Source organism: Saccharothrix sp. DSM 118769 (genome assembly GCF_052936295.1).
Genome location: NZ_CP193627.1, coordinates 1,739,166 through 1,763,854, shown reverse-complemented (window position 1 = coordinate 1,763,854; position 24,689 = coordinate 1,739,166). Strand labels below are relative to the sequence as shown.

The window sequence follows — 24,689 nt, the reverse complement described above, 5'->3', positions numbered from 1 at the left end:
GCCTAGGTTAGATAACCTAACAGCGTTCGGTTAGGAGGTCGTCCCGGTGGATCTGCGCATCTCCGACGAACACCGGCAGCTCCAGGAGCTGGCCCACAGGTTCACCGAGGAGCGGATCGTCCCGCACGCCGCGCGCTGGGACCGCGACGAGGCCATCGACCGCGACCTCGTGCCCGCCCTCGGCGACGTCGGCTTCCTCGGCCTCGGCGTCGACGAGGAGCACGGCGGCTCCGGCGGCGACAACCTCGCGTACTGCCTCGTCCTCGAAGAGGTCGCCCGCGGCGACTCGGCCGTGCGCGGCATCATCTCCGTCTCCCTCGGGCTCGTCGGCAAGACCATCGCCAAGCACGGCTCCGACGAGCAGAAACAGCGGTGGCTGCCCGGCCTGTGCTCCGGGCGCCTGATCGGCTGCTTCGGCCTCACCGAACCCGGCACCGGCTCCGACGCCGCGTCCCTCGCCACCCGCGCCGAACGCTCCGGCGACGACTGGCTCATCACCGGCGCCAAGGTCTTCATCACCAACGGCACCTGGGCCGACGTCGCCCTGATCTTCGCACGAACGGGTGGTCCCGGACCGCGCGGCATCACCGCGTTCCTCGTCCCCACCGGCACACCCGGCTTCACCGCCACCGAGATCCGCGGCAAGCTCGGCATGCGCGGCCAGGCCACCGCCTCCCTCGCGCTCGACGGCGTCCGCGTCCCCGACTCCGCGCGCCTCGGCGACCTCGGCGGCGGGTTCAGGCTCGCCATGGCCGCCCTCGACCGCGGCCGCATGTCGGTGGCCGCCGGGTGCGTCGGCGCGGCCCGCGGCGCCCTGGAGGCCGCCGTGGAGTACGCCGGCGAACGCGAGCAGTTCGGCAAACCCATCGCCGGCTTCCAGCTCGTCCAGGAACTGCTCGCCGACATGGCCGTCGAGACCGACGCCGCGCGCCTGCTCACCTGGCGCTGCGCCGACCTCGCCGACCGCGGCGAACCGTTCCGCACCGAGGCGTCCATGGCGAAGCTGTACGCCTCCGAAGCCGCCGTGCGCGTCGCGAACAACGCCATCCAGGTGTTCGGCGGGTACGGCTACGTCGACGAGTACCCCGTCGGCAAGTACCTGCGCGACACCCGCGTCACCACCCTCTACGAGGGCACCAGCCAGATCCAGAAGTTGCTCATCGGCCGGGCGCTGACCGGCGTCAACGCGTTCACGTAGCCCGCGGCTCGCGATGTGCGGTCCGCGGCTCGCGGCTCGCGGTTCAGAGGGAGGACACGGACATGGACTTCACGCTCGACGACGAGCAGAAGGAGATCCGCGAGTGGGTGCGGACCTTCGTGCGCAAGGAGGTCGCCCCGCTCGAACCCGAGGTGCTGCGCCGCGAACGCGCCGGGCAGCCCGGGCTCGCGCGCGACGAGCTCAAGGAACTCCAGGACAAGGCCAAGGCCGCCGGGTTCTTCGGCGTCCTCACCCCCCAGGAGTACGGCGGCATGGGCCTCGGCGCGCTCATGACGGCGCTCGTCGAGGCCGAGCTCGGCCGCAGCTTCGTGCCGTTCCGCTTCGGCGGGTACGCCGACAACATCCTGTTCCACGGCAACGAGGAGCAGAAGCAGCGGTACCTGCTGCCCACCATCTCCGGTGAGCGCGTGTCGTGCTTCGCCATCACCGAACCCGGCGCCGGGTCCGACGCCAAGGCGATCCGCACGTCCGCCCGCAAGGACGGCGGCGACTGGGTCATCAACGGCGAGAAGACGTTCATCACGCAGGGCAACGAGGCCGACTTCGTGATGGTGTTCGCCGTGACCGACCGCGAGAAGGGCGCCGACGGCGGCGTGACCTGCTTCCTCGTCGACCGCGACATGGGCTGGAAGTCCGAGCCCATCCCCACCATGGGCCAGTGGGGGCCCGCCGCGCTCGTGTTCGACGACGTGCGCGTCCCCGAGGAGAACGTCCTCGGCGAGGTCGGGCACGGCTTCACCCTCGCCATGCAGTGGATCGGCCAGGGCCGCTACCTGCTCCCGGCGCGCGCCCTCGGGTCGTGCGAGCGGCTGGTCGAGATGGCCGTCGAGCAGGCCAAGAACCGGGTGACGTTCGGGCAGCCCATCGCCGAGTACCAGGCCATCCAGTGGATGCTCGCCGACTCGGCGGTCGAGATCGAGGCGCTGCGCTGGCTGGTCCTGCACGCCGCGTGGCTGGTCGACCAGGGCGCCGACTCGCGGCAGGCCCAGTCGATGGCCAAGCTCTACGGCGGCATCAAGGCCAACGAGATCGTCGACCGGGTGCTCCAGATCCACGGCGGCATGGGCTACACCCGTGAGCTGCCGATCGAGCGCTGGTACCGCGAACTCCGCCTGCTGCGCATCTACGAGGGCACGGACGAGATCCAGCGCCGCACCATCGCCCGCAACCTGCTCAAGGGGCACGCGAAGGTCACCGGCACCCTGGGCTGACCCCCACCGCTCCAGGCCGGCGGCCACCCGGCACCCGACCCGCGCGCCAGCCCCGACCAGCGCGCCAGCCCCGACCGACGCCCGCCCCGCGCCGGTCGGGGCGCGGCCCACACCCAGCCGGGCGTTCACCCAGCCGGGCGTTCGGACCTCGCCACCTCGGGCCCACCCCGACCACCAGGCGCCCGCCCAACTGCTCCAAGCACGTTCCCGCAGGTCAGCCGCCCCGGACAAGCCACCCCCGTGCCGGGCACCCGGACCGGCCACCCCGTGCCAGTCGTTCCAAGCCAGCCGACCGTCCCAGGTCAGCCGCGCTCGCCGTCCAGCCGCACCACGACCGTGACCCGTCCCTTGCCGTCACGCCGCGCGACGGCGTGCCCCGCGCGATCGGCGCCACCCAGCCGCAGCGACAGCGGCCCGCCGTCGCCGGTGAAGTTGCGCCACCACGTCTTGGCGTCGGGCATGACCACCCTGATCGCGACGGTGTCACCCGCACGCCGGTAGGCGACCGGCGTGCTGAAGGTCCGCCCCGACCGGCGACCGGTGTAGGTGACAACGGTGATGTACCGGCTGACGTACCGCCCCCAGCGCGGGGACGACCACAGCGCCACGACCCGGCCGTTGACGCCGTCGACCATGCGCCCCGTCAGCGTTCCCGCACGTCGCACGGGACCTCCCTGGCTACGTCGTTCCCGGCACCGAGCGGTTGTCGCACCGCTACCGGCGACACTAGCCAGGCGAGCGGGGGACTCCACCCGCTCCGCGTGAAGTGAGAAGGATGCGTGGCGTCGCGTATCGCATTCGCGGTTGGCGATCCGGGCGACTCGGGCGACTCGGGTAACCGGGTGACTCCCGCCGCGCCGCCTCCTTCTTTTCCGGCAACGAAATTATCTCCCGGAAAGTTGCCGGCCGGCAGGGCGTTAACTCGTACCGGTGAATTCCGTCGACCGAGGGCCTACCGGTACAGGCTCACTGACCTGCCATTATGCCACAAACCCACCTCTCACCCCAGGCTGGTGAGCATTTGTGCGCACACCCTGGCCAGGTGTTTGCGCATCACGTCCCCGGCCTTGCGCGGCTCTCCCGCCGCCACGGCGGCCACCAGGTTGTCGTGGTCGTCCAGTGACGCGTGCTGGTGCGGCGGGTCATCGCGCAGCCCGCTCCGCAGCAGCACCACGCGCTGCTGCACCAGCCTGACCTGTTCGGCGATCCGGGGACTGCGCGCGGCGTCCAGCATGGCCTGGTGGAAGGCCAGGTCCAGTCGGTACGGGAAGCGTTCGCCGGCCGAGTAGGCGCGGCGCGATTCGTCGCACACTGCGCGCAGGCGCACGACGTCGCGCTCGGTGCGGCGGGTGGCCGCGAGTTCGGCCGCCGCGCACTCCAGGGCGGCCCTCAGTTCGAACAGCGCTTGCACCTCGGCCGCGTCGGCGGTGGGCACGGACGCGCCGCGGTGGGGCACCAGGACGAGGAGCCCTTCGGACGCGAGTTGCCGGATGGCCTCGCGCAGCGGCCCGCGGGAGATGCCGAGCCGTGCGGCCACCTCGACCTCGTTCACGCGCGCGCCCGCCGGGATGTCACCCGTCAGCACCAGTTCGCGCAGTGCGTCGACGGCCTGGCCGGCCAGGCTCATGTGCAGGGGTGGTGTCACGAACGTCTCCTAGCACACCCGACGGGCCTCATGTTAACTGTCGACAGTCAACAGGGATGCTGAGAGGGGCGCGCGGCATGGCGCACGAACTGGTCGCCGAGGTGTGGCGGGGCGGGTTCCTGGAGTCGGTGCACCACGGTTCGGTCGTCGCGCTCGACGCCGCCGGCCGCGTGGCGTTCACGGTGGGCCGCCCGCAGGACACGACCTACCCGCGCTCGTCGAACAAGCCGGTGCAGGCGTTGGCCATGCTGCGCCACGGCCTGGACCTGGACGGCGAGCTGCTGGCGCTGGCCTGCGCGAGCCACTCCGGCGAGGACTTCCACGTCGAGGGCGTGACCGCGATCCTCGAACGGCACGGCCTGCCGCTCTCCGCGCTGCGGTGCACGCCCGACCTGCCGATCGGCGAGGAGGCCCTCAGGGCCCACCTGGCGCGCGGTCGGGGCAAGGCGCCCCAGTACATGAACTGCTCGGGCAAGCACGCGGCGATGCTGGCGACCTGCGCGGTCAACGGCTGGTCGACGCACGACTACCTGGACCCGGCGCACCCGCTCCAGGGCGCGATCCGCGACACGCTGGAGGACCTGGCCGGGGAGCGGATCGGCGCGGAGGGCGTGGACGGGTGCGGCGCGCCGCTGCTCGGCATCAGCCTCACGGGGCTGGCCAGGGCGTTCGGCAGGATCGCGAGCGCGCGCGACGGTCACGAGGCGCGGATCGCGCGGGCGATGGGCGCCCACCCGGAGTGGGTGGGCGGCACGGGCCGCGACGTCACGAAGCTGATGCGGGCGGTCCCGGGGGCGGTGGCGAAGGACGGGGCGGAGGGCGTGTACGCGATCGGCCTGCCGTCGGGTGAGGCGGTGGCGTGCAAGATCGCCGACGGGTCGAGCCGGGCGCGGGCGGTGGTGCTGGTGGCCGCGCTGCGCCGGCTGGGTGCCGCGGGTGTGGGCGGCGGGGACGCGGTGGCCGGGAGCGCGGCGGCCGGGGACGCCGTGGCCGGGAGCGCGGCGGCCGGGGACGCGGCAGCCGCGAGCGCGGTGGCCGGGGACGCGGCGGGCGGGTTGGACGAACTGGCGACGTTCCCGGTGCTGGGGCACGGTCGGGTGGTGGGGTCGGTCCGGCCTTCTGCCGTGCTGGTGGGTTGAACCGCCCATTACGCTTTCGGCATGGCCAGTGCCGGTGCCGCAGACCTCCCGGACGACCGTCCGCGCGACGGTGACGACGACCTCGCCGACCTCGACGACGAGCTGATCGGGCTCGACCCCGACGACCCGGAGACGCGGGCGTTCGCCGAGCACCTGGACCGGATGCAGCGGCGGCAGCCGAACTTCACGATCGAGGGGTCGTTGGCAGGGGTGGAGCACTTCGCGGACTCGGCGAACCGGGCGGGCGGGTTGCGCCGGCTCACGGCCGTGGTCGTGGTGGCGCTGATCCTGCTGGGCGCGGGTGTGAGCGTGTGGTACTACCTGGGCGACCTGCTGACCGTCTTCTTCGATTAGTTTCGACTACCGTGGAAGGCATGGAACCTGTCGTCGGCGCCACCCCGAAGGTGGTCCGCTCCGAGCTCGAGTGGCGGGAGATCCTCACGCCCAAGGAGTTCGCGGTGCTGCGCGGTGCGGGCACGGAGCCCGCGTGGACGGGCGAGTACACCGAGACCAAGAGCGAGGGCGTGTACGAGTGCCGCGCGTGCGGCGCGGAGTTGTTCCGCAGCGACACGAAGTTCGACTCGCACTGCGGTTGGCCGTCGTTCTTCTCGCCGCTGGCGGGTGACGCGGTGATCCTGCGCGAGGACCGGACGCTCGGCATGGTGCGCACGGAGGTGTTGTGCGCCACGTGCCACAGCCACCTGGGGCACGTTTTCGAGGGTGAGGGCTACCAGACCCCGACGGACCAGCGGTACTGCATCAACTCGATCAGCCTGCGCCTGGTCGAGGACGGCACCGGTCGGGCAGGCTGAAGGCGCTTTCCCGCACGACGATCGACGATGGCGATCGACCGCGGTGGTCGATGATGTTGTCCACACCTGGAGGGAACATGCGCGTGGTCAAGGGCACGGACGGCGAGGGCTCCGGCGGCGTCGACGGCGCTTCGTCCTCCTGACGGAGGTGCCGGCGGGGGCTTGGGCGGCGGCTGAACCCTAAGGCTTGCCCAAGCCCCCTTGCCGGGGTGTGGCCCGGAGCACACCATGGGTTCCTGGCTGGTGGGACCCGGTCCCACCGAGGCCCACAGGGGGTGGACCGTGGAGCGACCGTGGGGGCTTTCGGGCCCGGAGTTCCTGGAGTTGTACTGGATCGGGCTGGCGTTGTCGCCGGCGTTCGCGATCCTGGTCCGAGTGCGCCTGCGGCGGACGCGGGGAGGCGTCCCAGCGGGTGTGCTCGGGTTGGTGGAGGTGGCTTACCTGACCGGTGGTCCGCGGCGCGCGGTGGAGGCGTCGTTGGCCGGTCTGCTGGCGTCGGGTGCCCTGGTGGCGGCGCGCAACGGGGCGGTGCGGGTGAACGGGGCGCCGACGGCGGAGCACCCGGTGGACCGGGCGGTGCTGGCCGACGCGGCGCGCTACCGGTACCGGACGATGGTGTTGCTCGTGACCTCGGTGTCCGGGCAGGACGCGCCGCACGCGGTGGGCCGTCGACTGTCCGAAGAGGACTACGTGGTGCCGCCGGCGGTGGTGCGGTCCCGGTTGCGGCTGGGTGTCGTGCCGTTGGCGCTGCTGTTCGCGGTCGGCGTGGCGCGGTGGGTGAACGGGGTGGCGATCGGCGCGCCCGTGGGCTGGTTGACGTTGCAGCTGGTGCTGACCGGGGTGCTGGGGTGGCTGCTGCTCAGGGCGCGCGGGGTGACGCGCACCGCCCGGGGTGACGCGGCGGTGGCGGCGGCGCGGGCGAACTGGTCGGGTCGTGCCGAGGAGCGGGTCGCGCTCGACGGGTTCGCCGCCCACCCGGACGTGGTGCTGCGGGCGGCGGTGCGCCCGGCGCGGGCGGCGTCGCGGCGGGGGTCGGGCGGGCCCTTCCTGGCGGGGTACGCGGTGACGGGTTCGTCCGGGGGGTGCGGGGGTTCCTCGTCGGACGGCGGTGGCGGCGGGTCGAGCTGCGGCGGCGGCGGCGGTGGCGGCGGCGGCGGGGGTGGCTGCGGCGGCGGTGGTGGCGGCGGCTGAGTCCCGCCCGGGGCGGCCGGGGCCGGTCTAGGTTGGCGGCCATGGGTTTCCTGTGGTGGTGCGGCGCGGCGCTCGTGGCCGCGGTGGTCGTGGGTCTGCGGGTGAAGCGGGTGACCGGCGCCGCGCCGTCCCGGGTGCTGTCGTTCGAGGAGATCGGCTACCTCGGGGGTGGGCCGGTGCGGGCGGTGGAGGTGGCGGTGTCGGGGTTGGTGGCCGACAACCGGGCCCGCGTGTCGGGGACGGTGGTCAGCGCGGTCCCGGGGCCGGCGGAGCGGCCCGCGTCGGCGTTGCAGGGGGCGTTGCTGGAGGGGTTGCGGGGGCCGCGCGACCTGGACGAGCTGGTGGTGTCGGCGTCGACCGGCGGGCCGGTCCGGCGGATCGGGCGGCGGCTGGTCGCGGAGGGGCTGCTGGTGGCGCCGAGGCGGCGGCTGGCGCGGGCGCTGCTGGCCCTCGCGCCGGTGGCGCTGGTCGCGCTGCTGGTCGTGGTCGCGGGGCCGGGCGGGTGGGAGTCGGTCGTCGCGCTGTCCGTCGCCGGCGCGCTCGCGGTCCTGCTGCTGCTGGGTCCGCCGCCCGTCCTGACCAGGTGGGGTGCGCGGGCGTTCGCGGGGGCCACCGCGGGTCTCGCGCCGGTCGACCCGGCCGAGGTGACCGCGCGGTACGGCCTCGCGCGGGCCGCCGTCGTCCCGTCCGCGCCGCGCGAGGGGGCGGCGCGGGCGGAGACGGCGGTGTTCGACGGCGAACGCGCGGAACCGATCGCACCTGCGGAAACGTCCCAGGGACCACGTCCGCGGCGCGGGCGCGCCGTGGTGGTCGAGCCGCGGCGCTGGCAGCGCCGCAACGGGTGGTTGGTGGCCGGTGGGTGGTTCGCGGGCGGGTGGTTGGCCGCGCAGTGGTTGGAGGGTGACGATGGCGGGTTCCTGGACGGCGACCACGGCGGGTTCGGCGGGTTCGACGCCTGAGCCGCGGCCCGAGGAGCTGGCGTTCCTGGCCGGTGGCCCGGGGCGGGCGGCCGAGGTGGCGGTGATCTCGCTGGTCGAGGCGGGCGCGGTGCGGATCTCGCGCGACGGCCTGGTCAGCGCGGTGCGGGGGCCGGAGCGCGCGTGGAGCCCGTTGCAGCGCGTGGTGCTGCGCGCGGTGCCGATGCGGCTCGGGGACGTGATCTCGACGGTCGCGGGCAGCGCCGAGGCGGACGTGCTGCGGCGGGAGCTGGCGGCGCGCGGGTTCACCACGTCGCCGGGGCGGCGCTCGGCGTGGCGGGTGGCGCGCGTGGTGAGCGTCGCGCTGGTCCTGGGGGCGCTGTTCGCGGTCGGCCTGACCGGGTGGTCCGCGCTGGTGGTGATCGCGGCCGGTGTGCTGTTCGCGGCGGTGAACGTCGGCGCGGCGGTGGGGCGGCGGCCGTTGACGCGCGCGGGCCGGGCGGCGGTGCGGCGGCTGTTCGTGCGGACCTCCACGTCGGACCCGGTGGGGCTGGTGGCGTGCTACGGGCTGCTGGGCCGCGCGCACGGGCGGGTCGTGTGGTCCGGGTGGCTGGACATCGCGCCGGCCGCGGCGGCGACGTTGCGGCGCCGGAAGCGGAAGCGCGGGTCCGGCGGCACGGGCGGGTCGTCCTGCGGCACGACCGGGTGCGGGAGCTGCGGGTCGGGGTCGAGCTCCGGGTCGTCGTGCGGCGGTGGTGGCGGCAGCAGCTGCGGCGGTGGTGGCGGTTGTGGTGGCGGTGGCGGGGACTGACGCGCGGCGGGCTCCGGGGACGTGGGCTCCGGGGACGTGGGCGGCGGGGACGACCGAAGGGCGGGTGGGGCGGGTGCGGGGACTGGGCGTCGGGATCGGGTGGCGGGCGGAGATCGACTTGACCGTCGAGGCGCTGCCGGTGGACTTCGTGGAGGTCGTGGCGGAGAACCTGCACGTCGGGGGGCTGCCGGAGTCGATCCGGCTGCTGCGGGAACGCGGCGTGCCGGTCCTGCCGCACGCCGTGTCGCTGTCGCTGGGCGGCGCGGAGCCCGTCGACCCGGCCAGGGTGGCGCACCTGGGCGCGCTGGCCGAGGCGCTCGACGCGCCCTTCGTGAGCGACCACGTGTGCTTCGTGCGCGCGGGCGGCCTGGACTCGGGTCACCTGATGCCGCTGCCGCGCACCCGTGACGCGCTCGACGTGCTGGTGGCCAACGTGAGGTCCGCCCAGGCGGACCTGCCGGTGCCGCTGGCGCTGGAGAACGTGGCCGCCCTGCTGGAGTGGCCGGGCGGCGAGCTGTCCGAGGGGCGGTTCCTCGCCGAGCTGGTCGAGCGCACCGACTGCCACCTGCTGGTGGACGTCGCCAACCTCTACGCCAACGCCCGCAACCTCGGCACCGACGTGGACCGCTTCCTCGACGAGGTGCCGCTGGAGCGCCTCGCGTACGTGCACGTCGCGGGCGGTGTGGAGCAGCGGGGCGTCTACCACGACACGCACGCCCACGCCGTGCTCCCGGAGGTGCTGGACGTCCTGGCCCGGCTGTGCGAGCGGGCCGACCCGCCCGGTGTGCTGCTGGAGCGCGACGACGACTACCCGTCCGACGACGAGCTGCGCGCCGAGCTGGCCGCGATCCGCGCGGTGGTGGGGGTGCCGGGGTGACGGGGCCGCAGCGGGAGCGGTTGGGGGCGGCGCAGGCCGAGCTGCTCGACGCCCTGCTCGCGGGCGGCACGCCCCCGGCGGGGTTCGACGAGCGGATGGTGCGGGTGGAGCGGCGGGCGCTGCTGGACAAGCGGCGCGGGATCGTGGGGTCGCTGCGCCCGGACGTCGCCGCGGAGCTGGGCGAGCGGTTCCGGCCGCTGTTCGACGAGTACGCGGCGGGCAACCCCCGGCGGGCGGGCAGCCGGTTCCGGGACGACGCCGCCGCGTTCGCCGCGTGGGCCGCCGAACGGGGCGAGCTGGCCCCGCCGCCGAGGCGCCGGTGGTGGCGGCGGGCGACCTGAGGCGCGTCGCGCGGGCCGAGGTTTGCCGCAGCGGTCCCCGTGCAACCCCGGTGGTGGAGCCGCACCCGGCGAGCCTGGTCGCGGGGACGACATGCGCCTGCTGGACCAATCCGGATCTGCGCTGGTCGACCGCGCACTCGACGTCAGCCCCGAAACGGCCTACCCGAACAGTCCGGACCGCCCAGTGGGTGGGCCGCACGCAGGTATCTCGATTGGTGCCGACGGCTCAGTTACCGACAAGTAGGTAACCGTTTACTCCGCTGAACCGGTGAAGAACATACCGACCAATCAGCGGCTGCCCCCGTCTGCCGAGCCCTTTACCGTCGGTGAGGTCAAGGGCGACGTCACTCCCGGTACAACTGCCGCGACCGCGGGTAACACCGCCCTTCCGGCCACGCGCCCCGCGGCGCGCGGCACCCCATCGGGAGGTACGGCGAGTGAAGAGCACACGTTGGCGCGGCACGACGTGGGGGGCCGCGCTGGTCGCGGCGACCCTGGCGGCGAGCGGCCTGGCGCCGGGCACCGGGCCCGCGCGGGCCGGCACCCAACAGGACGGCACCCAGCAGGACCGGATCGCGAACACGGACACAGGCATCGGCGCGGAGCACCACGCGGTCACCCTCGTCACCGGCGACCGGGTCGTGCTGGCCGGTGACGGGGTGCGCGCGTTCGTCGCCGCCCCCGGCCGCGAGCGCACCGTCTTCCACACCTACGAGAGGGACGGGCACCTGCACGTGGTGCCGCGCGACGCGGCGAGGCTGATCTCCCAGGGCCGGCTCGACCCGCGGCTGTTCGACGTCACGGGGCTCGTCGAGTCCGGGTACGACGACGCACGGCGCGACACCGTGCCGCTGATCGTGGCCGGCGACGAGGAGCCCGCGGCGGCGGGCCTGCACGTCACCCGGTCGCTGCCGGTGGTCGGCTCGTACTCCGCGCGGGTCGTGAAGTCGCAGGCCGCCGAGACCTGGCGAACGCTCGTGTCGAGGGCGAGCGTGCGCAAGGTGTGGCTGGACGGGCTGCGCGAGCTGAGCCTGGACCGCTCGACGGCGCAGGTCGGCGCGCCCGCCGCGTGGGCCGCCGGGTACACCGGCAAGGGCGTGAAGGTGGCCGTGCTGGACACCGGCGTGGACGCCGCCCACCCGGACCTGGCCGGGCACGTCGTCGAGGCGGAGAACTTCACCGAGGACCCGGACGGCACCGACGGCGTCGGCCACGGCACGCACGTCGCCGCCACGATCGCGGGTGGCGTCGCGCCGTACCGGGGCGTCGCGCCGGAGGCGGACCTGCTGGACGGCAAGGTGTGCGTGGCGGCGGGCTGCCAGGAGTCGGCGATCGTGGCCGGCATGGAGTGGGCGGCGGCGCGGGGCGCGGACGTGGTGAACCTCAGCCTGGGCGGCGACGACACGGCGGAGCTGGACCCGCTGGAGGAGGCCGTGCAACGGCTGTCGGAGCGGACCGGGACGCTGTTCGTGGTGGCGGCGGGCAACAACGCGCGACCGGGGACGATCAGCTCGCCGGGCAGCGCCGACGCCGCGCTGACCGTGGGCGCGGTGGACCGGCTGGACGGCATCGCGCCGTTCTCCAGCCGAGGGCCGCGCACCGGTGACGGCGGCGTGAAACCGGACCTGACCGCGCCGGGCGTGGACGTCGTGGCCGCGAGGGCCGCCCGCGGCACGGTCGGCACCCCGGTGGGCGAGGGCCACGTGGCCATGTCCGGCACGTCGATGGCGACGCCGCACGTGGCGGGCGCGGCGGCGCTGCTCGCGCAGCAGCACCCGGACTGGACGGGCGCGCAGGTCAAGGCGGCGCTGGTGGCGTCGGCGCGGAACAACCCGGAGCTGACCGCGTTCGACCAGGGCGCGGGCCGCCTCGACCTGGCGAAGGCGATCACGACGACGGTCACCGCCGAACCGGCGAGCCTCGCGATGGGCCTCCAAAGGTGGCCGCACGACGACGACGCGCCGGTCGGCCGGACCGTCGCCTACCGCAACACCGGCACGGCCCCGGTGACGCTGGCCCTGTCGGTGGACGTGCGGGGGCCGGACGGGTCGGCCGCGCCCGGCGGCCTGCTGGGCGTCGCGCCCGCGAAGCTGACCGTCCCGGCGGGCGGCGAGGCGACCGCGACGGTCACCGCGGACACCCGGCTCGGGTCGGTGGACGGCCTGTACGTCGGCTCCGTGGTGGCCACCGGCGGCCCGGCACCGCTGCGGACCGCGGTGAGCGTGAACCGCGAGGTGGAGAGCTACGACGTGGAGTTCGAGTTCGTGGACGCGGCGGGCGCGCCCGCGGTCGACTACTACTCGTCGGTCATCGGCCTGGACACCGACACGTTCGCGTTCCCCTACGACGCGGACGGGTCGTTCGCGCTGCGGCTGCCCCGGGGCGAGTACTTCACCGGCACCGACGTGCAGAGCGAGGGCGGGAAGCTCGCGCTGCTGCCCCGGCCGTCCCTCACCGTGGACCGGGACCAGCGGGTGGTGTCCGACGCGCGCACCGCCCGGCCGTTGAGGATCACCGCGCCGGACGCGGCCGCGCAGGAGGCGCTGGGCGACATCACGGTGGTGCGCCGGCACGGCGACCGGCAGGCCAGCACCAGCACCGCGTTCCTGGGCGGGTTCGGCGCGGACGTGTCGATCGCGCACGCCGGCCCGGAGCTGCCCGGCGACGGGGTGGTGTCGCTGATCGGGTCGCAGCTGCGCGGCACGCCGGAGGGCGGCACGCCGGTGACGTACCGGTTCGCCTGGAGCCAACGGGGCGTGCTGCCCACCGGGTTCGTGAAGGCCCCGGCCGCCGCCGACCTCGCCGAGGTGCGCACGACGTTCGGGCCGGGTCCGGCGGGTCGCGCGTTCGGCCACGGCGGCAACCCGATGACGCCGGGCGGCGTGGGCGGCTGGGCGTGGCTGCCGGACGTCACCTCCCCCGGCCAGGCCGTCAACCGGGTCACCACCGACCTGGCGTGGTCGTGGGGTTTCCTCCAGTTCGGCCCGGACGGCGGTGTGGAGGCCACGCTGACCTCGCCGGAACGCGCCTACACGAGGGGCGCGCGGGCCGCCGAGGAGGCCAACGACCCGGTGTTCTCCCCCGCGCTGCCGCCGTCGCGGTCGCCGTACCTGGGGCGCATGGGCGACGACGTGGCGTTCGCGGTGCCGCTGTTCACCGACGCCTCCGGCAACGGCGGCACGGCGGCGGTGTCGTCGGCGCGCACCACGTTGCTGCGCGACGGGGTCGAGGTCGGCGAGACGCCGTACGCGGGCAACGGGCTGTTCCCGGTGCCGGCGGGCGAGGCGGGCTTCCGGGTGGAGACCGAGGCGGTGCGCGCGGCGGGGTCGTCGGACTTCGCGACGCGGGTGGCCTCGGCGTGGACGTTCCGGTCGGGCACCACCTCCGGTGACGGGTACGCGCCGCTGCCGCTGTCGGTGGTGCGGTTCACGCCGGAGCTGGACGCCTCCGGGTCCGCGCCGCGCGGGCGGGCGCTGCGGGTGCCGCTGACCGTGCAGCAGCAGGAGGGCGCGGCCAACGGCCGGGTGGAGCGGATCGACGTCGAGGTGTCGTTCGACGACGGCGCGACGTGGACCGCGGCCCCGGTGTCCGGCGGGGCGGCCACCGTCACCACGCCCGCCGCCGCCGGGTTCGGCTCGGTGCGGGTCAAGGCCGTCGACAGCGCCGGGAACGCGGTGGAGCACACCGTGGTCCGGGCCTTCAAGGTCGCCTGACGCGGCACGTGGGGGCGCCCGCCGCAGTGGGTGCCCCCACGTGGGGCGAAGCAACGCCGGCTGGGCCGCACGGCGGCGGGCCCCGCCGCGTTCCAGCGGCTGAACCGGTCCTCCCACCTGGTTAGCGTCGGACCCACGCAACCAGATCAGGGAGGTATCTGTGTTGATGTCCGGAGCACGCACGCGCTGGGGGGCCGCACTGGCCGTCGTGGCGCTCGTGGCGGGGGGCGCGTCGACCGCCACCGCCGCGCCGCCGCCGTTACCGCCACCGCTCGCGGGGGACGCCCCGTCGGACCACCGCACGCACGCCGTCACCCTCGTCACCGGCGACCGGGTCGTCGTCGCGGGCGACCGGGTCCTGTCGGTGACCCCCGGCCCGGGCCGGGAACACCTGTCGTTCCACCGGTTCCGGCGCGACGGGCACCTGCACGTGGTGCCGCGCGACGCCGCCGCGCCGCTCGCCGCGGACCGGCTCGACCCGCGCCTGTTCGACGTGACCGGCCTCGTGGCGGCGGGCTACGACGACGCGCGGCGCGACACCGTGCCGCTGATCGTCACCGGGTCCTCCGCGCCCGGCGCGCGGGTCACCCGCCCGCTGGCCGCGCTGGGCGCGGTGGCCGCCGAGGCGCCCAAGTCCGCGGCCGCGCTGCCCGCGCTGCTCGCCGACCCCGGCGTCGTCAAGGTGTGGCTGGACGGCAAGCGGCGGACGTCGCTGGACCGCTCCACCGCGCAGGTCGGCGCGCCCACCGCGTGGGCCGCCGGGTACACCGGCGCGGGCACCAGGGTCGCCGTGGTGGACAGCGGCGTCGACCAGGACCACCCGGACCTGGCGGGGAAGCAGGTCGCCGAGCGGAACTTCACCGAGGACCCCGACGTGACCGACCTCGTGGGCCACGGCACGCACGTCGCCTCGACCATCGCGAGCGGTCGCGCGCCGTACCGGGGCGTCGCCCCCGACGCGGGGATCATCGACGCCAAGGTGTGCTCGGTGTCGGACTGCCGGGAGTCGTGGATCGCCGAGGGCATGGCGTGGGCGGTCGAGCAGGGCGCCGACGTGGTCAACATGAGCCTCGGCGGCACGGACTCCCCCGGCCTGGACCCGTTGGAGGAGGCCGTCGACGCGCTGTCCGCGAGCAGCGGCGCCCTCTTCGTCATCTCGGCGGGCAACTCCGGCCGGCCCGGCACGATCGGCTCGCCGGGCAGCGCGGACGCCGCCCTCACCGTGGGTGCGGTCGACCGCGACGACACCATCGCGCCGTTCTCCAGCCGGGGCCCGCGGGTCGGCGACGGCGCGCCCAAACCGGACGTCACCGCGCCCGGCGTGGGCATCGTGGCCGCCGAGGCGAACAGCGGCGGCGACCACTTCGCCGCGTCCGGCACGTCCATGTCCAGCCCGCACGTCGCCGGCGCGGCGGCGCTGATCGCCCAGCAGCACCCCGACTGGGACGGCGAGCGCATCAAGGCCGCGCTCATGGCGACCGCCAAGCCCAACCCGGCGCTCACCGCGTTCGACCAGGGCGCGGGCCGCGTCGACCTGACCCGGGCCATCGGCGCGACGATCACCGCCGACCCGCCGTCGCTGGCGTTCGGCTCCCAGGCGTGGCCGCACGACGACGACACCCCCGTCACCCGCGAGGTGTCGGTGCGCAACCCGGGCGCCGCGCCGGTCACCCTCGACCTGGCCGTCGACCCGGACGGCTCCGCGCCCGCGGCGCTGTTCACCGCCACGCCGGCGAACATCACCGTGCCCGCGGGCGGCGAGGCCACCGTCACCGTCACCGCCGACACGCGGGTCGCCACCGCCGACGGCGCCTACAGCGGCACGCTCGTCGCGCGCGGCGGCGGCGCGGAGCTGCGCGTGCCGCTCGGCGTGGACCGCGAGGTGGAGAGCTACGAGGTCCGGTTCGACGTGGTCGACGCCGACGGCGCGCCCGCCGCCGACTACGCCGCGTTCGTCATCGGCCTGGACCTCGACGTCGTCACGATCATCGGCGGCCAGCCGGGCGGGCGGTCCGTGCGGCTGCCCAAGGGCGAGTACCTGGTGGTCACCGACGTGCTGACCGGCACCCGGCGGGCCGTGCTGCCGCAACCGTCCCTCGGCGTCACCGCCGACACCACCGTCACCGCCGACGCGCGGGTCGCGCGGCCCGTCCGGGTCGGCTACCCCGACGCCGGTGCGACGCCGCGGGTCGGCGACCTGCTCGTCGTCCGCCGGTACGGCGGCGTCCTCAACGGCGTCGGCACCGCCTTCCCGGGCGGGTTCGGCGACACCGCCATCGGGCACCTCGGCCCGGAGCTGCCCGCCGACGAGGTGGACGTGCTCGTCGGGGAGCAGGCGAGCGGCACGCCCGTCGGCGGGACACCGGTGAACTACCGGTTCTCCTGGCGCGAGCGCGGCAAGGCGCCCACCGGCCTCGTCCGCTCCCCCGCCCGGCGCGAGCTGGCCGAGGTGCGCACCTCGTTCGGGCCCGTGCCGGCGGGCGCGGACCTGGTGTTCGGGGCGGTCCCGACGCTCCCCGAGGGCATCGGCGGCCTCCTGTGGGACGCCGACGTCGACACCCGGTCGATCGACTACACCACCACCGGCGACGGCCTGCGCTGGGTGTTCACGCCCTACGAGGTGCGCGACGGGGCGGGCGTGGCCGTGCAGTACTCGGAGCCGCTGGAGCTGCGCGCCGGCCGCGTGCACCGCGAGCGGTTCAACCACGCGGTGTTCGGGCCCGCGCTGCCGTCGCCGGACGGGGGGCACCTGTCCCGCCTCGGCGACGAGATCGGCTTCTCGGTGCCGGTGTTCGGCGACGGCGAGGGGCACAGCGGCGACGCGCTCACCGCCTCGGCCCGCACCACCCTGCACCGCGACGGGGTGCTCGTCGGCGAGGTGCCGTACGCGGGCGGCGGGTTGTTCACCGTGCCGCCGGGCACCGCCCGGTACCGCGTCGACACCGAGGCCGAGCGCGCGCCGGGCGTCTCGGAGTTCACCACGTCGCTGCGCTCGTCGTGGACGTTCCGCTCCGGCACCGTGCCCGGCGACGAGCCGGAGGCGCTGCCGCTGACCGTCGTGCGGTTCGCCCCCAACCTCGACGACGCCACCGGCTCCGCGCCGCGCGGTCGCCTGCTGCGGGTGCCGCTCGTGGTCGAGCAGCAGGCCGCGGCCGGGGTGGGCCGGCTGACCGTCGAGGTGTCGTTCGACGACGGCGGGTCGTGGTCGAAGGTGCCCGTCGCGGGCCGCACGGCGCTCGTGCGCAACCCCGGCGCGGCCGGCTTCGCCTCGCTGCGCGTCCGCGGCGCGGACCGGGCGGGCAACGGGTTCGAGCACACCCTCGTCCGCGCCTACAAGATCTCCTAGGCGCACACCGGGCGGAGAGGCACCCACCCGGCGGTGGGTGCCTCTTCCGTACCAACGACAAACGGTAAGTAACCACCAGAAGGACTCGTTGAGGGGACGAACACCCCTCGAAGAGATGCTGACCTCACCCTGACGGGTGGATAGCGTCGAGTGGGTTGGGGGGCTTCGTCACTTCCGGTTCACGCCACGGCCGCAGGTCAACGCCGCCTTCCGGCTGCGCGTCCCACGACGCGCACGACCGGACAGGGAGGTATCCGTGCCGAGAACACGTACGCGGGGCATGGCCCGGGGGGCCGTCGCGGTCCTGGCCGCCGGGCTCGTCGCGGTCCCGGCCGCGGGGGCGGCCGGCGCGGCGCCACCGCGGCAGCCGGGCCGAGAGCAGGCCCAGCAGCCGACCCAGCCGCAGCAGCCGGCGCGCGACCGGCGGGACACCGCGTTCGCCGTCACGCTCCTCACCGGCGACCGGGTCGTGGTGAACGGCGACGGCAGCCGCGCGGTCGAGGCCGGACCCGGCCGCGCGGGCACCGCGTTCACCACCTTCGAACGCGACGGGCACCTGCACGTCGTGCCCGCCGACGCCCAGCGCGCCCTGGCCTCGGGCCGGCTCGACCCGCGCCTGTTCGACGTCACCGGCCTGCGCGACGCCGGCTACGACGACGCCCGGCGCGACACCCTGCCCCTCGTCGTCACCCGCACGGGCGGCGCACGACCGCTCGCCGCGGCCGGCGTCCGGGTGACCCTCGACCTGCCCGCCGCCGGCGCGGTCGCCGCCCACGCCGTCAAGGCCGAGGCCGCCACCGCCCACCGGGCCCTCGTCGACGACCCGACCGTGCGCGCGGTCTGGCTCGACGGCCTGCGCACCCGGGACCTCGACCGCTCCACCGCGCAGGTCGGCGCGCCCACCGCGTGGGCCGCCGGGTACACCGGCGCGGGCGTCGAGGTCGCCGTGCTCGACGGCGGCGTCGACGGCGACCACCCCGACCTGGCCGGCAGCGAGGTCGCCGAGCGGAACTTCACCACCGACCCCGACGCCACCGACCTCGACGGCCACGGCACGCACGTCGCCGCCACCGTCGCCGGTTCCGGCACCGGGTACCGGGGCGTCGCGCCGGACGCGCGGGTCCTCGACGGCAAGGTGTGCTCGCGGGGCGGCTGCGCCGAGTCCTGGATACTCGCCGGCCTGCAGTGGGCCGTCGACCAGGGCGCCGACGTCGTCAACCTCAGCCTCGGCGGCACCGACACCCCCGGGCCCGACCCGTTGGAGGAGGCCGTCGACGCGCTGTCCGCGAGCAGCGGCACCCTCTTCGTGGTCGCCGCCGGCAACTCCGGCGGGCCGGGCACGATCGGCTCGCCCGGCAGCGCGGACGCCGCCCTCACCGTGGGGGCGGTCGACCGCGACGACGGCATCGCGCCGTTCTCCAGCCGGGGCCCGCGGGTCGGCGACGGCGGCGTCAAGCCCGACATCACCGCGCCCGGCGTGGACATCGTCGCGGCCAAGGCCGCGCGGGGCACCATCGGCACCCCGGTCGGCGACGGCCACGTCGCCCTGTCCGGCACGTCCATGGCCACCCCGCACGTCGCCGGCGCGGCGGCGCTGATCGCCCAGCAACACCCCGACTGGGACGGCGAACGCATCAAAGCCGCGCTCATGGCGACCGCGAAGCCCAACCCGGCGCTCACCGCCTTCGACCAGGGCGCCGGCCGCGTCGACCTGACCCGGGCCATCGGCGCGACGATCACCGCCGACCCGCCGTCGCTGGCGTTCGGCTCCCAGGCGTGGCCGCACGACGACGACACCCCCGTCACCCGGCGGCTGACGCTGCGCAACAGCGGCGACGAGGCGGTCACCGCGCCCGTCACCGTCCGGGCCACCGGCCCCGACGGCGCGCCCGCACCGGCCGGCCTGTTCACCGCCGCACCCGCCGACGTCACCGTCCCCGCGGGCGGCGAGGCCACCGTCACCGTCACCGCCGACACCCGCGCGGGCGCGCTCGACGGCGCGCACTCGGGCGCGGTCGTCGTCGGCGACGCGACGCGGGTGCCGGTCGGCGTCGACCTCGAAGCCGAGAGCCACGACGTCACCGCGACGTTCCTCGACGCGGCGGGCGGCACGCCGTTCGCCCACTCCGGCGTCGTCATCGGCCTCGACAACGACGTGTTCACGTTCCTGGACGGCGACAGCGGCACCGTCACCACCCGCCTGCCCCGGGGCGAGTACACCGTGCAGGCCACCGTGGTCAGCGGCGACGCCGACGACCCGGCGTACGCGCTGATGCCGCGCCCGGCCCTGTCCGTCACCCGGGCGGAGACCCTGGTGTTCGACGCGCGCGACGCGAGACCCGTCAGGATCACCACGCCCGACCCCGGCGCCACCCCGGCCATCGCCGACATCGGCGTCACCCGCAGCCTCGGCGACCGCAGGATCAGCGTCGGCTCGGCGTTCACGGGCGGCTTCCCGGACTCGCTCACCCTCGCCCACACCGGTCCCGGGCTGCCCGCCGACCAGCTGAACACGACGATCGGCGCGCAGTACCGGGGCACCCCGGTCGGCGCCACGCCGGTGCACTACCGGTTCGCCTGGATCGAGCACGGGAAGGTGCCCACCGGATTCGTCCGCTCCCCCGCCGGGCGCGAGCTGGCCGAGGTGCGCACCTCGTTCGGGCCCGTGCCCGAGGGCAAGCGCGTGCTGCACGGCGGCATCGGGCTCAACGACGACAGCGGCGGCGGCTGGGCCGCCCTGATGCCGGTGCGGCCCGGCGGCGAGGTGGTCGACCACGTCACCACCCGCGACTTCGACTGGACGTGGCTGGTGCTCCAGGACGGGGGCGGGTTCGACGTCGAGGCCGACCACCGGTCCCCCGCCGCCAAGACCTACCGGCCGGGCCGCACCCACCGGGAGCGGTTCCTGTTCCCCGTGTTCGGCCCCGGCGCGCCCGACACCGGCTACCCCCACCTCAGCCGCCTCGGCGACGAGGTCCGGTTCGACGTGCCGCTGTTCGACGACGGCGCCGGCAACCTCGGCGGCTCCCTCCTCGCCTCCGCGCGGACCGCGCTGTTCCGCGACGGCGTCGAGGTCGGCTCGGTCGCCCGGCCCGACGCCCGGTTCACCGTGCCGGCGGGCCGGGCGGACTACCGGGTCGAGGTCGACGCCACCCGCGCGCCGGGCGTCTCGGGGTCCAGCACGTCGGTCGCCGGCCGGTGGACGTTCCGCTCGGGCACCGTGCCGGGCGAGCGGGCGCGACCGCTGCCGCTGTCGGTGGTGCGGTTCACGCCGGCGCTGGACGCCACCGGCGGCACGCCCGCCGGGCGGGTGCTGCGCGTCCCGCTGACCGTCGAGCAGCAGCGGGGGGCCGACAACGGCCGCGTCCGCCGGGTCGGGGTCGAGGTGTCGTTCGACGACGGGAAGTCGTGGGCGGCGGTCCCCGTCGTCGGGAACGCCGCGTTCGTGCGCAACCCCGGCGCGGCGGGGTTCGCGTCGCTGCGCGCCAAGGGCTCCGACAGCAGGGGCAACGGGTTCGAGCAGACCGTGCTGCGTGCCTACCGGGTCACCGGCTGAGCACGGGGAGGGGCGTCGCGCACGGCCGCCCCTCCCCCGCCCGTCACGGCAGGTTCGCGACCAGCTCCGCCGCCGGCACCCGGGTACCGGTGTAGAACGGCACCTCCTCGCGCACGTGGCGGCGTGCCTCGGTGCCGCGCAGGTGCCGCATCAGGTCCACGATGCGGTGCAGCTCGTCCGCCTCGAACGCCAGGATCCACTCGTAGTCGCCCAGCGCGAACGACGCGACCGTGTTCGCCCGCACGTCCGGGTAGTCCCGGGCCTCCTTGCCGTGGTCGGCGAGCATGCGGCGCCGGTCCTCGTCGGGCAGCAGGTACCACTCGTAGGACCGCACGAACGGGTACACGCAGACGTACTTGCGGGGGTCCTCGCCGGCCAGGAACGCCGGGATGTGGCTGCGGTTGAACTCGGCGGGCCGGTGCAGCGCCACCTGGCTCCACACCGGCGTCGAGACGCGGCCCACCGCGGTGCGGCGGAACCCGGTGTACGCCTGCTGGACCTGCTCGATCTCCTCGGCGTGCCACCAGATCAGGTAGTCGGCGTCCGCGCGCAGACCGGCCACGTCGTACACACCGCGCACCACGACGCCCTTGGCCTCCAGGCCGTCCAGGTACTCCTGGGCCTCCGCCGCGGCCGGACCGCGGTCGTCGGGCAGGCGACCGGGCTCCACCCGGAAGACCGACCACATGGTGTAGCGGATGGTGTCGTTGAGCTCGGCGTAGTTCAAGCGGGACATGCCGTCAATCCTCTCACTGCGGGTGGTCAGCGAACCCGGCCGAGCACGTGAGCGGCGACACGGGCCGCCGCGGCGCCGGCGGTGGCGACGCACGCCGGGATGCCCACGCCGTGCAGCGCGGCACCGGCCACGGCCAGGCCGGGCACCCCCGCCACGGCGTCCTCGACGTCCCGCACCAGGTCGAGGTGGCCCACGCCGTACTGCGGCAGACCACCACCCCACCGGGTGACGAGGGTGTCGACGGGCTCGGCCGTGACGCCGGTCAACCGGGCCAGGTCGTGCCGGACCGCGGCGACCAGGTCCTCGTCGTCGCGCCGGAGCAGGTGCTCCTCGCCGTGCCGGCCGACGCTGCCGCGCACGAGCACCGGCTCGCCGGCCAGGTGCGCCCACTTGCGGCTGGAGAAGGTGAACGCCTTCGCCGCGTACGGGACGCCGTCCGGGCCGCGCTCGCCCTCGGCCAGCAGCACGCCGGACCGCTCGGGCAGCACCGTGCCCGGCGGCAGCGCCAGCGCCACCACGGCCATCGACGCCAGTTCCACCTCGGCGTAGCGGCGCGACGCGGCGGGCACGACGTCGGCGAGCAGCTTGCGGGCCGAGGGGGCGGGCACGGCGAGCACCACGCCGTCCACGTCGAGCACCGCGGGCGCGGCGGGCGTGCCGATCTCCAGGCGCCAGCCGTGCTCGCGGCGCAGCAGCGCGCGGACGGGCAGGCCGAGCCTCGTGCGGACGCCCGCCACCTCGGCCAGGCGGTGCACCAGGCTCGCCAGGCCGTCGCCGAGCGTGCCGAAGACCGGCGGTCGGGGGACACCCGGCAGTGGCGGGGCGGGCATCGTCGTCGCGGCGGCGGCCAGCAGCGAGCCGATGCCCGAGTCGAGCGCGGTGGCCAGCTGCGGCATGGTCGCGCGCAGCCCCAGCGAGTCGGCGCGGCCCGCGTACACCCCGCCCAGCAGCGGCCCGACCAGGCGGTCGCCCACCTCGGGGCCGAACCGCTCGGCCAGCAGCGCGCCCACCGCGACGTCCGCGCCGTCGAGGCGGACCGGCGGCAGGTCCGGTTCGGCGGCGACCCGGCGCACGCCCTCCTCGGACAGCACCTCCCGCACCGCCTCCACCGACGCGGGGACACCCATCAGGGTGCGCGCGGGGATCGGGCGGGTGCGGCCGGCGGCGTGGATGGCCGAGGGCGCGCCCGTGGGGTGCACGAGCCGGTCGGCGAGCCCCAGCTCGGCGACCAGCCCGGTCGCCTCGGGCCGGCGGTGCAGGAACGCCTCCGCGCCCACGTCGTAGGCGCGGCCGGCGACCTCGGCGGTGCGCAGCTTGCCGCCCAGCCGGTCCGCCTGCTCGACGACGGTGATCTCGGCGGTCGGGCCGAGCAGGTGGCGCAGGCGGTGCGCGGCGGCCAGGCCGGAGATCCCGCCGCCGACCACCGCCACCCGCGGCGCCCTCACCCGCGTGCCCTCATCGCTCGCGGTGCACCATCTCGACGGCCCGGGTGATGACGTCCGGGTCGGTGTCGGGCAGCACGCCGTGGCCCAGGTTGAAGATGTGCCCGGCGGCGGCCTCGCCCTCCCGCTTGACCCGCTCGACCTCGCGCTCCAGGGCGGGCAGGCCGGCGAACAGCAGCGCCGGGTCCAGGTTGCCCTGCACGACCGGCTTGGGCAGGTGCGGGGCGGCCCGTTCGAGCCGGCGCACGGCCACGTCCAGCGGGGTGCGCCAGTCGACGCCCACCACGTCCGCACCGGCCTCGCGCATGGCGGGCAGCAGCTCGGAGGTGCCGACGCCGAAGTGGATGCGCGGCACCGACGTGACGCCGCCCAGGACCCGCGTCGAGTGGGGCAGCACGAACTCGCGGTAGTCCCGCTCGGACAGCGCGCCCGCCCACGAGTCGAACAGCTGCACGGCCTTCACGCCGGCCGCCACCTGCACGCGCAGGAACTCGGCCGTGATGCCCACGAGCTTGTCCAGCAGGGCGTGCCACAGGTCGGGGTCGCCGTGCATGAGCGCCTTGGTGCGCTCGTGGTTCTTGCTGGGGCCGCCCTCGACCAGGTAGGAGGCGAGCGTGAACGGCGCGCCCGCGAACCCGATCAGCGGGACGTCGCCCAGGGCGTCGTTGAGCAGCCCGACGGCCTGCGCCACCGGGCGCACCTGCTCCTCGTGCAGCTCGGGGAGCGCGTCCACGTCCTGCCTGGTCCGGACCGGCTTCGCGACGACCGGACCGGTGCCCGGCACGATGTCCAGGTCGATGCCCGCGGCCTTGAGCGGCACGACGATGTCGGAGAACAGGATCGCGCCGTCGACGTCGTGGCGCCGGACCGGCTGGAGCGTGATCTCGCAGACCATCTCCGGGTCCAGGCACGCGTCCAGCATCGCGGTGCCTTCGCGCAGCTTGCGGTACTCGGGCAGCGAGCGGCCCGCCTGGCGCATGAACCAGACCGGCGTGCGGGACGGCCGGCCGCCGCGTGCGGCGACGAGCAGCGGGGCTTCGGTGATGTCGTTCATCTCGCGCTCCATCGTCCCACGTGGTGGTCGGCGGCGGTCGGTCGGCCGGCGCCGGCGGGTCCGGCGTGCCGCACGCGCTCCCGGGCGTTCGTGGGCCTAAGGTCCGAGGTGTGACGGAGCCCGAACTCTTCCAGCGGGCGGTGGCGACGCTGCGGTCGGTGCGCACCCGGCCGGAGCTGGAGTTGACCGAGGTGCGGCCGCCGCAGCGGCTCGCGCCTTGGGCCTTCGCGTTGACCGCGGAGGTGACCGGGCCCGCCGACGAGCTGTCCACCGGCCGCCTGGTGCTGCTGCACGACCCCGACGGCGTCGACGCCTGGTCGGGCGTGTTCCGCCTGGTCGCCTACGTGCGCGTCGAGCTGGACGCGGAGCTGGCGGCGGACCCCCTGCTGCCCGAGGTCGGCTGGTCGTGGCTCGCCGAGGCCCTCGACGTCGCCGGCGCCCCCTACCTGGCGCTGGGCGGCACCGTGACCCAGACGTCGTCGGCCCGCTTCGGCGACATCGCCGGCCCGGCCCGCACCGACGACCTGGAGCTGCGCGCCTCCTGGACGGCCCGCGACGCCGACCTCTCCGCCCACGGCACCGCGTTCTACGACCTGATGGCCACCGCCGTGGGCCTCCCCCCCGTAGGCGTGACCACCCTCCGCTGACCGCGAGAGTCCAACGCCCAGGCCCCGAGAGT

General features: G+C 75.5%; 19 protein-coding genes. 14 read left to right on the top strand and 5 right to left on the bottom strand.

The window, feature by feature from the left end:
* The first annotated feature begins 46 nt into the window (after positions 1-46).
* Positions 47-1,198, top strand: a complete 1,152-nt coding sequence (locus tag ACRAKJ_RS08485; RefSeq protein WP_438921300.1) for an acyl-CoA dehydrogenase family protein — start codon at positions 47-49, stop codon at positions 1,196-1,198.
* A gap of 62 nt (positions 1,199-1,260) precedes the next feature.
* Positions 1,261-2,430, top strand: a complete 1,170-nt coding sequence (locus ACRAKJ_RS08480) for an acyl-CoA dehydrogenase family protein (protein WP_438921299.1) — start codon at positions 1,261-1,263, stop codon at positions 2,428-2,430.
* A 302-nt stretch (positions 2,431-2,732) separates the two neighbouring features.
* On the opposite strand, the gene ACRAKJ_RS08475 is transcribed toward ACRAKJ_RS08480, so the two are convergent.
* Entirely contained in the window at positions 2,733-3,065 is a 333-nt protein-coding gene (locus ACRAKJ_RS08475) for a hypothetical protein (protein ID WP_438921325.1), read from the bottom strand.
* 365 nt (positions 3,066-3,430) lie between these two features.
* A complete protein-coding gene (locus ACRAKJ_RS08470; RefSeq protein ID WP_438921298.1) occupies positions 3,431-4,075 on the bottom strand; it encodes an FCD domain-containing protein in 645 nt (214 codons plus the stop codon).
* Between the two features lie 56 nt (positions 4,076-4,131).
* Between ACRAKJ_RS08470 and ACRAKJ_RS08465 the strand changes: the two genes are divergently transcribed.
* The 11 genes from ACRAKJ_RS08465 to ACRAKJ_RS08415 all read left to right on the top strand — a co-directional run bounded on the left by ACRAKJ_RS08465 (position 4,132) and on the right by ACRAKJ_RS08415 (position 20,778).
* Complete coding sequence (locus ACRAKJ_RS08465) at positions 4,132-5,214, top strand: asparaginase (RefSeq protein ID WP_438921297.1); 1,083 nt, start codon at positions 4,132-4,134, stop codon at positions 5,212-5,214.
* A 21-nt stretch (positions 5,215-5,235) separates the two neighbouring features.
* Positions 5,236-5,568 (top strand): hypothetical protein, encoded by a 333-nt coding sequence (locus ACRAKJ_RS08460; RefSeq protein WP_438921296.1) that lies wholly within the window; start codon positions 5,236-5,238, stop codon positions 5,566-5,568.
* Between the two features lie 20 nt (positions 5,569-5,588).
* Positions 5,589-6,026: a peptide-methionine (R)-S-oxide reductase MsrB gene (msrB, locus tag ACRAKJ_RS08455; RefSeq protein WP_438921295.1), complete on the top strand. Its 438-nt coding sequence runs from the start codon at positions 5,589-5,591 to the stop codon at positions 6,024-6,026.
* 282 nt (positions 6,027-6,308) lie between these two features.
* A complete protein-coding gene (locus ACRAKJ_RS08450; protein ID WP_438921294.1) occupies positions 6,309-7,217 on the top strand; it encodes a TIGR04222 domain-containing membrane protein in 909 nt (302 codons plus the stop codon).
* A gap of 41 nt (positions 7,218-7,258) precedes the next feature.
* Positions 7,259-8,176, top strand: a complete 918-nt coding sequence (locus ACRAKJ_RS08445) for a TIGR04222 domain-containing membrane protein (RefSeq protein ID WP_438921293.1) — start codon at positions 7,259-7,261, stop codon at positions 8,174-8,176.
* The gene (locus tag ACRAKJ_RS08440; RefSeq protein ID WP_438921292.1) at positions 8,124-8,945 is read left to right on the top strand and encodes a TIGR04222 domain-containing membrane protein; all 822 of its coding nucleotides are present in this window, start codon (positions 8,124-8,126) and stop codon (positions 8,943-8,945) included. Before ACRAKJ_RS08445 ends, ACRAKJ_RS08440 begins: the two co-directional genes overlap by 53 nt.
* Positions 8,946-9,018: 73 nt before the next feature.
* Positions 9,019-9,822: a DUF692 domain-containing protein gene (locus ACRAKJ_RS08435; protein ID WP_438921291.1), complete on the top strand. Its 804-nt coding sequence runs from the start codon at positions 9,019-9,021 to the stop codon at positions 9,820-9,822.
* Positions 9,819-10,163, top strand: coding sequence for a hypothetical protein (locus ACRAKJ_RS08430; protein ID WP_438921290.1), 345 nt, complete (start codon positions 9,819-9,821; stop codon positions 10,161-10,163). Before ACRAKJ_RS08435 ends, ACRAKJ_RS08430 begins: the two co-directional genes overlap by 4 nt.
* A gap of 437 nt (positions 10,164-10,600) precedes the next feature.
* Positions 10,601-13,876 carry a S8 family serine peptidase gene (locus ACRAKJ_RS08425; protein ID WP_438921289.1) on the top strand — a complete coding sequence of 1,092 codons (3,276 nt, stop codon included), beginning with the start codon at positions 10,601-10,603 and terminating at the stop codon, positions 13,874-13,876.
* A gap of 166 nt (positions 13,877-14,042) precedes the next feature.
* Entirely contained in the window at positions 14,043-17,222 is a 3,180-nt protein-coding gene (locus ACRAKJ_RS08420) for a S8 family serine peptidase (protein ID WP_438921288.1), read from the top strand.
* A 256-nt stretch (positions 17,223-17,478) separates the two neighbouring features.
* The gene (locus ACRAKJ_RS08415; protein WP_438921287.1) at positions 17,479-20,778 is read left to right on the top strand and encodes a S8 family serine peptidase; all 3,300 of its coding nucleotides are present in this window, start codon (positions 17,479-17,481) and stop codon (positions 20,776-20,778) included.
* A 43-nt stretch (positions 20,779-20,821) separates the two neighbouring features.
* On the opposite strand, the gene hemQ is transcribed toward ACRAKJ_RS08415, so the two are convergent.
* The 3 genes from hemQ to hemE are packed head-to-tail and all read right to left on the bottom strand — an operon-like array spanning position 20,822 to position 24,022.
* Entirely contained in the window at positions 20,822-21,514 is a 693-nt protein-coding gene (gene hemQ, locus ACRAKJ_RS08410) for a hydrogen peroxide-dependent heme synthase (protein ID WP_438921286.1), read from the bottom strand.
* A gap of 26 nt (positions 21,515-21,540) precedes the next feature.
* Positions 21,541-22,959, bottom strand: a complete 1,419-nt coding sequence (gene hemG, locus ACRAKJ_RS08405; protein WP_438921285.1) for a protoporphyrinogen oxidase — start codon at positions 22,957-22,959, stop codon at positions 21,541-21,543.
* A gap of 10 nt (positions 22,960-22,969) precedes the next feature.
* Positions 22,970-24,022: a uroporphyrinogen decarboxylase gene (gene hemE / locus ACRAKJ_RS08400; protein ID WP_438921284.1), complete on the bottom strand. Its 1,053-nt coding sequence runs from the start codon at positions 24,020-24,022 to the stop codon at positions 22,970-22,972.
* Positions 24,023-24,120: 98 nt separating this feature from the next.
* Between hemE and ACRAKJ_RS08395 the strand changes: the two genes are divergently transcribed.
* Positions 24,121-24,657 (top strand): DUF3000 domain-containing protein, encoded by a 537-nt coding sequence (locus tag ACRAKJ_RS08395; RefSeq protein ID WP_438921283.1) that lies wholly within the window; start codon positions 24,121-24,123, stop codon positions 24,655-24,657.
* Positions 24,658-24,689 lie beyond the last annotated feature (32 nt).